The sequence below is a fragment of the Erythrobacter sp. genome (assembly GCF_023653175.1).
GTDB lineage: Bacteria > Pseudomonadota > Alphaproteobacteria > Sphingomonadales > Sphingomonadaceae > Erythrobacter.
This window is the reverse complement of sequence record NZ_JAMNXL010000194.1, coordinates 1-6,606: the sequence shown is the minus strand read 5'-3', so window position 1 is coordinate 6,606 and position 6,606 is coordinate 1. Positions and strand designations below refer to the sequence as shown.

Here is a 6,606-nt window from a genome sequence, read left to right as displayed (position 1 = left end):
CCTCCCGCGCGCGGGAGGGGAACATATGATCACAGCTCCTTCGACAGCCGCTTGATGTCGATGTTCAGGATCTGGTCGTTCTCGGTATAGTCAACCGGGCAATCGATCAGATGCACCCCCGGCGTGGCGAGGCAGTGCTGGAGCAGATCGGTGAGGTGCTCGGACGAGGTCACCCGGTGGCCGATTGCGCCATAGCTTTCGGCATACTTGACGAAATCGGGGTTGCCGTAGGTGAGGCCGAAATCCTTGAAGCCCATGTTCGCCTGCTTCCAGCGGATCATGCCGTAAGCGTCATCGCGCAGGATCAGCACGGTGAGATTGAGGCCGAGGCGCACCGCGGTCTCCATCTCCTGGCTGTTCATCATGAACCCGCCGTCGCCGCAGATCGCCATCACCTTGCGGTCGGGATAGAGCATCGCGCTCATCATCGCGCTCGGCAGCCCCGCCCCCATCGTCGCCAGCGCGTTATCCAGCAGCACGGTGTTGGGCAGGTAGGCCGAATAGCCGCGCGCGAACCAGATCTTGTAAACCCCGTTGTCGAGGCAGATGATCCCGTCTTCGGGCATCGCGCCGCGCACCTGCGCCACCAGATGCGGCGGGAAGATCGGGAAGCGCGTGTCGGCGGCAAGCGGCGCGGTGTGGGCGACTTCGGCAGCGCGGTATTCGAGCATCCGCTTGAAATCCCACTTGCCCTGCGGAACGATGTCTTCCTTGATCTGCCAGATCGCGTTGGCGATGTCGCCGATCACCTCCACTTGCGGGAAGTAGACCGGGTCGACCTCGGCCGTGCGGGTCGAGACGTGGATCACGGTGGGTGGGCTGTCCGATCCGACCGCGCCCTCGCCGTCATTTCTCATGAAGAAGGGCGGCTTCTCGATCACGTCGTGGCCGATATTGACGATGCAATCGGCGTCCTGAATCGCGCGGTGGACGAAATCGCCCGCCGACAGCGCCGCGCAGCCGAGGAAGAGCGGGTGGCGTTCATCGACCACGCCCTTGCCCATCTGGGTGGTGACGAAGGGGATGCCGGTCTTGTCGATCAGCTGGCGCAGCATCCGCCCGGTCATCTTGCGGTTGGCGCCCGCGCCGATGACGAGGATCGGGGCCTTGGCCTGTTCCAAGGCGAGCACCGCCTGGCGCACCGCCTTCTGCTCGGCAGAAGGACGCCGGGCGAGGCTGGCGGCGAGCGGCCGGCTGGTGGTGTGTTCCTCGGCGATATCCTCGGGGAATTCGAGATGCACCGCGCCGGGCTTTTCCTCCTCGGCGAGGCGGATCGCTTCGCGCACGCGGCTGGGGATGTTGTCGGCGCTCGCCAGCTGGTGGGCGTATTTGGTGATCGGGCTCATCATCGCGACCACATCGAGGATCTGGAAGCGGCCCTGCTTCGATTTCTTGATCGGCTTCTGGCCGGTGATCGCCAGCGTCGGCATCCCGCCCAATTGCGAATAGGCGACCGCGGTGACCATGTTGGTCGCGCCCGGGCCCAAGGTGGCGAGGAACACCCCGGTCTTGCCGGTGTGCCGGCCATAGGTCGCCGCCATGAAGCCTGCGCCCTGTTCGTGGCGGGTGAGGATCAGTTTGATCTTGGTCGAATGCGAGAGGCTTTCAAGGAAGTCGAGGTTCTCCTCGCCCGGCACGCCGAAGATATACTCGACGCCCTCGGCCTCGAGGCATTCGATGAACAGGTCCGATGCCTTCTTGGTGTCGCTCATGTGTTCCCCCTAATTGCACAGCCCGGCCCCCCGGCCGGTTGGCGCACGCAATGCCCCTCCCCGGGCGATAGCGTGCGCGTGTGACCGCCCCGTGATGGGCGGTTTGCGAGGGCAAGTATTGCAGAAAAGCGCCAGATCGCCAGCGGGATTCGCAGCCGCGCGCCGCCGTCAGTAGCCGAGCTTCGGGTCGAAAACCGGGGCAACCGGCTCCCCCCGCAGGTAACGTTCGAGATTGTCGAGGAAACGCTCGCCCGAGCGGACAAACATCTTGTCCTGCGCGCGGCCCGACAGGTGCATCGAGACATGGGCGTTCGGCAGGGTCCACAGCACGTCGTCCGCCGGCAGCGGCTCTGGCGTGGTGACATCGAGGAAAGCGCCGCCGATCGCCTTGGCCTGCAATGCCGCGACCAGCGCCGGCTGGTCGATCACCGCGCCGCGCGCGATGTTGACGATGACGCAATCGGATTTCATCGCCGCAAGCTCGCTCGCGCCGATCATCGCGTCGGTCTCGGGCGTGGCGGGCACGGCGAGGATCACCCAGTCGAATTTGCCGAGCTGCGCACGCCATTCGTCGGGGCCGAGGGTGCCCTCACCGCCGGAGCGGCGCACGACCGTCACATCGACATCGAAGGCCTCGAGGCGCGGCTTGATCAGTTTCCCGATCGCGCCATAGCCGAGCAGCAGCGCCTTCGATCCCGCCAGTTCGCGCTTGCCGGGGCTGTCGAACAGCCATTCATGCCGGTCCTGCGCGCGCACCACCTCGCGATAGCCCTTGGCGATGGTGAGCATCCCCATCACCACATATTCGGCGATGGTGATGGCATTGATCCCGGCCCCGTTGGTGACGGTGATGCCGCGTTCGATCAGCATGTCCATCGGCAGGAAATCGAGCCCGGCATAGATCGAATTGAGCCACTTGAGCTTCCTGGCGGCGACCAGCGTGGCCGCCATCGCCTCCTTGTCGTTCATGTCGAACCAGCCGATTTCCGCATCGGCGACCGCGGTGACGGCCTCCTCGGGCGACATGAACCAGCGCACGTCGAGCCCCTCGGGCAAGCGGCTTTCGAGCATCGGGCGGATCAGTCCGGAGACGGCCAAAATCGTCGGGTGCATGGTCATGGGCGGGATCATTACTGCCGAAAAGCGAGCCATGCCAGCTTTGCTTGACAGACATCGCAGGCGGCAGGCAAGCTCGCCGCGTGCACTTCCCGGTCTGTATCATCGACGATTTTCTCGGATCGGAAGCCTGTTCACGGCTGCTCGCATTTGCTGTGGGCAGACAGGCCGAATTCGCTCCCTCGCGGGTGCATACGACCGAGAAGCATCAGATCATCGAGACGCAATTGCGCGACTCGCTCTCCTATCCCGGGCCCTTCGGCACGCTGATGGCGCCGTTTCATGCAGGCCTTGATGCGAGTTACGACCGGATTGCCGCCGCAATCGGGGCGGGCGCGTTCGAACGGGTGCCGACCGAGCTGCACATGGTGGCGCATCGTCACGGGCAATATCTCGGCCGCCATATCGACACCGGAACCAGCACGACCGGATCGATGCTGGCGCAGAACCGTGTGGTGACGCTGATCTACTATTTCCACGATCATCCCCGCGCGTTCGGCGGGGGCGATCTGGTGGTCTATCCGATGACGGGCGATGACCCTCAGGTGATCGAAGCGCGCAGCGACCGGCTGGTCGCCCTTCCCTCTTTTGCCCCGCACGAGATCCTGCCGGTCGACCTGCCGGACGGCCGCTTCGCCGACTCGCGCTTCGCGCTGGTGTCGTGGTTGGTGCGCCCGCAGGTGCAGCCGGCCTAGCCGAGCTTCCACTCCCAGCCGAGCGGATCGCCGTCCATCACCTCGACGCCTTGGGCCGCGAGTTCATCGCGGATTGCGTCGGAGGCGGCGAAGTCCTTGGCGGCGCGCGCCTCCTTGCGGCGGGCGAGCGCGGCTTCGATTTCGGCCTCGGTGATCGTTGCTGCCTTTGGGCAGATGCGCAGGTCGGCGCGGGAGAGGTTGAACAGGTTCAGACCCAGCACCGCATCCATATCTTCGATCACCGCGCGCTTGATCCCGGCATCGACCTTCTTGATGGCAAGCGCATCTTCCAGCGCCGTCAGCGCAACCGGGGTGCCCAGATCATCTGCCATCGCCTGATCGAACTTGGCGAGAACGGGTGCGAACTTCGGATGCTCGGCCTCGGGCTGGGAAGTCACGTCTGCAAGCGTGCCAGCAGACATCACCAGCCGCTTCAGCCGCGTCAGCGCCGCGCCCAGCCCCTCCCACGAGAACTCCAGCTCGCTGCGGTAATGCGCCTGCAGGCACATCAGCCGGTAGGCGAGCGGGTGGTAGCCCTTGTCGACCAGCAATTGCAGCCGCAGGAACTCGCCCGAGGACTTCGACATCTTGCCCGATCGCTCGACCAAGAAGTTGTTGTGCATCCAGATCTTCGCGCCTGAATTCTTCGGTTCGTCTAACCCATTCGTGCAGCAGAACGCCTGATTCTGTGCGATCTCGTTGGGATGGTGGATCTCGCGGTGGTCGATCCCGCCGGTGTGGATGTCGAAGGGGAAGCCGAGCACCTCGCCGCTCATCACCGAGCATTCGAGATGCCATCCGGGAGCGCCCTTGCCCCACGGCGAATCCCATTCCATCTGCCGCGTCTCGCCCGGCGGGGTCTTGCGCCAGATCGCGAAGTCTTGCGGATTGCGCTTGCCCTCGACAGTCTCGATCCGGCCTTCCCCATCTTCGGTCACGGCGCGCGCCAGACGGCCGTAATCGGCGACGGTCGACACATCGAAATAGAGCCCGCTCTCAAGCTCGTAGCAGTGCTTCTCGGCAATGCCCTTGGCGAACGCGATCATCTGCGGAACGTAATCGGTCGCGACTGTCCACTGCGCCGGCTGGCGGATATTGAGCGCGCGCACATCGGCCCAATAGGCCTGCTTGTAATGCTCGGCGATGTCCCAGATCGACTGCGCTTTCTCCGCAGCCATCTTCTCCATCTTGTCCTCGCCCGCGTCGGCATCATCGGTGAGGTGGCCGACATCAGTGATGTTGATGACGTGGGTGAGCTTCAGCCCCTTCCACGACAGCGTGCGCCCCAGCACATCGGCGAACACATAGGCGCGCATGTTGCCGATATGCGGGTAGTTGTAGACCGTCGGCCCGCAGGAATAGACGCGCGCCTCGCCCGGGTGGACGGGCTCGAACACCTCGAGCGATCGGGTGAGCGAGTTGAACAGCTTGAGCGGCGCGTCGGTCATCGGCGGGGCCTTTGCCCCAATCCCTTACCCGAGCGCAAGGCGGGTCATTCGAACCCGATGAACTTCACATGCTCCTCGAGCGGCACGCGCTGGCGTTCGAAGTTGTTCACCGGCGCGTCCGGGTCGCGATAGCCGATCGCCATGCCGCAGAAGAACATGTAGCGCTCGTGATCGAGGCCGAGGAATTCGCGGATCGTGGTCGCGAAGATCGCCATGTATTCCTGAAAGCAGGAGTCCAGCCCCTCCTCGCGCAGCAACAGCGCAACGGTCTGGAGCCACATGCCGACATCGGACCACTGCGGCTCCTTCATCAGGCGCGGGAAATAGACGAACAGCACCGCGGGGGCATCGAAGCTGGTGGTGTTGCGACCCATTGCCGCCATCCGCCCCGCGCCGTCCTCGCGCGCGATCCCCATCGCGCCGAACATGCCGGCCGAGACTGCATCGAGGCGCGCCTTGTAGGCCTGTTCCTGCCCCGGCGCGGCCCAGTCATACTCGGCCGCCCTGGGCCCCTCGGCGAGCATCTTCGCCTGCAAGTCCTTGAGCGGCTGCCCGGTGACAATCGAGGCCTCCCACGGCTGGTAATTGCACCCCGAAGCCGCCCAGCGCGCCTTGTCCATCACGCGGGTGAGGGTGGCGAGATCGACCGGCTTGTCGAGAAAGGCCCGGATCGAGCGGCGGGTGGTGACGGCTTCGGTGACGTTCATTCGGGTTCCTTGGGCATAAGAGTGCCAATATCGCGGCGGCCATGCAGATAGCGCAGGATCGTCACGCCTTCTTCGCTCATTTCAAACAGGATGAGATAGGAGCCAAAGCGGGCAGACCGAACCGCAGTTCCCCATTCGGGGCGCAGGCGGTATAGCGTCGGCTGGCAAGCAATTTGCGCCGTGCGGTCAAGCAATTCAGCGACGTAGCTCGCAGCGCGTTCGGGATTATCGCGGGCAATCGTCTCACCGATGTCGAGCAAGTCGACCTGCGCATCCGGGGTAAAGTCAAAATTCACGCGTCGCGCCGTGCCAACTCTTCTGCGGCGACCTTGGCCACGTGCTCGCGCACCTGCGCAAACACTTCGTCGGCCGGGATACGCCCGCCTGCACGCGCCGAATCGAGCATGGCACGGACGGCGGCATTGTCGCGATCAAGACGTTCCTGCTCATCGCTCCAGTCGCGCAGCGCCTCGCGAACGACTTCGCTGGTGGTGGCATATTCGCCGCGCTCCACCGCCGCACGCAGCTTGGCGGCCATTTCGGCGGGCATGGTGACAGTGATGCGTTCGAGTTTGCTCATGCGTATGCAAATATCATACTTTGTGTGATCGGGGCAACACTAGCGCCGCCCCTTCACGCCCTTCTCATCCTCGAACAGTTCGGCGAGCTGCTCCATGATCGTCCCGCCGAGCTGTTCCACGTCCATGATCGTCACCGCGCGCCTGTAATACCGCGTCACATCATGCCCGATCCCGATCGCGACCAGCTGGACGGGGGAGACCTTCTCGATCCACTCGATCACGCCGCGCAGATGCGCCTCAAGGTATCCTGCGCTGTTCACCGACAAAGTCGAATCGTCGACCGGCGCGCCGTCGCTGATCACCATCAGGATGCGGCGTTCTTCGGGGCGGTAGAGCAGGCGGCTGTG

Annotated in this window: 7 protein-coding genes and 1 pseudogene; 1 reads left to right on the top strand and 7 read right to left on the bottom strand. The window is 64.3% G+C overall.

The annotated features are described in order from the left end of the window. Positions 1 to 29 precede the first annotated feature (29 nt). Positions 30 to 1,712 carry an acetolactate synthase large subunit gene (locus tag NBV68_RS16550; protein ID WP_296311894.1) on the bottom strand — a complete coding sequence of 561 codons (1,683 nt, stop codon included), beginning with the start codon at positions 1,710 to 1,712 and terminating at the stop codon, positions 30 to 32. 168 nt (positions 1,713 to 1,880) lie between these two features. After that, positions 1,881 to 2,825: a D-2-hydroxyacid dehydrogenase gene (locus NBV68_RS16545; protein WP_296311896.1), complete on the bottom strand. Its 945-nt coding sequence runs from the start codon at positions 2,823 to 2,825 to the stop codon at positions 1,881 to 1,883. An 86-nt stretch (positions 2,826 to 2,911) separates the two neighbouring features. Here NBV68_RS16545 and NBV68_RS16540 point away from each other — a divergent pair, with 86 nt between their 5' ends. Then, a complete protein-coding gene (locus tag NBV68_RS16540; protein WP_296311891.1) occupies positions 2,912 to 3,523 on the top strand; it encodes a 2OG-Fe(II) oxygenase in 612 nt (203 codons plus the stop codon). Here NBV68_RS16540 and cysS read toward each other — a convergent pair. The 5 genes and pseudogenes from cysS to NBV68_RS16515 all read right to left on the bottom strand — a co-directional run. Beyond that, positions 3,520 to 4,971, bottom strand: coding sequence for a cysteine--tRNA ligase (gene cysS, locus NBV68_RS16535; RefSeq protein ID WP_296311889.1), 1,452 nt, complete (start codon positions 4,969 to 4,971; stop codon positions 3,520 to 3,522). The genes NBV68_RS16540 and cysS overlap by 4 nt on opposite strands. A 44-nt stretch (positions 4,972 to 5,015) precedes the next feature. Beyond that, positions 5,016 to 5,678, bottom strand: a complete 663-nt coding sequence (locus NBV68_RS16530; protein ID WP_296311886.1) for a nitroreductase — start codon at positions 5,676 to 5,678, stop codon at positions 5,016 to 5,018. After that, complete coding sequence (locus NBV68_RS16525) at positions 5,675 to 5,974, bottom strand: type II toxin-antitoxin system RelE/ParE family toxin (protein ID WP_296311883.1); 300 nt, start codon at positions 5,972 to 5,974, stop codon at positions 5,675 to 5,677. Before NBV68_RS16525 ends, NBV68_RS16530 begins: the two co-directional genes overlap by 4 nt. Further along, entirely contained in the window at positions 5,971 to 6,258 is a 288-nt protein-coding gene (locus NBV68_RS16520) for a ribbon-helix-helix domain-containing protein (protein WP_296311879.1), read from the bottom strand. Before NBV68_RS16520 ends, NBV68_RS16525 begins: the two co-directional genes overlap by 4 nt. Positions 6,259 to 6,297: 39 nt before the next feature. Further along, a pseudogene (locus NBV68_RS16515) lies at positions 6,298 to 6,606 on the bottom strand (cobaltochelatase subunit CobT); the annotation flags it as partial.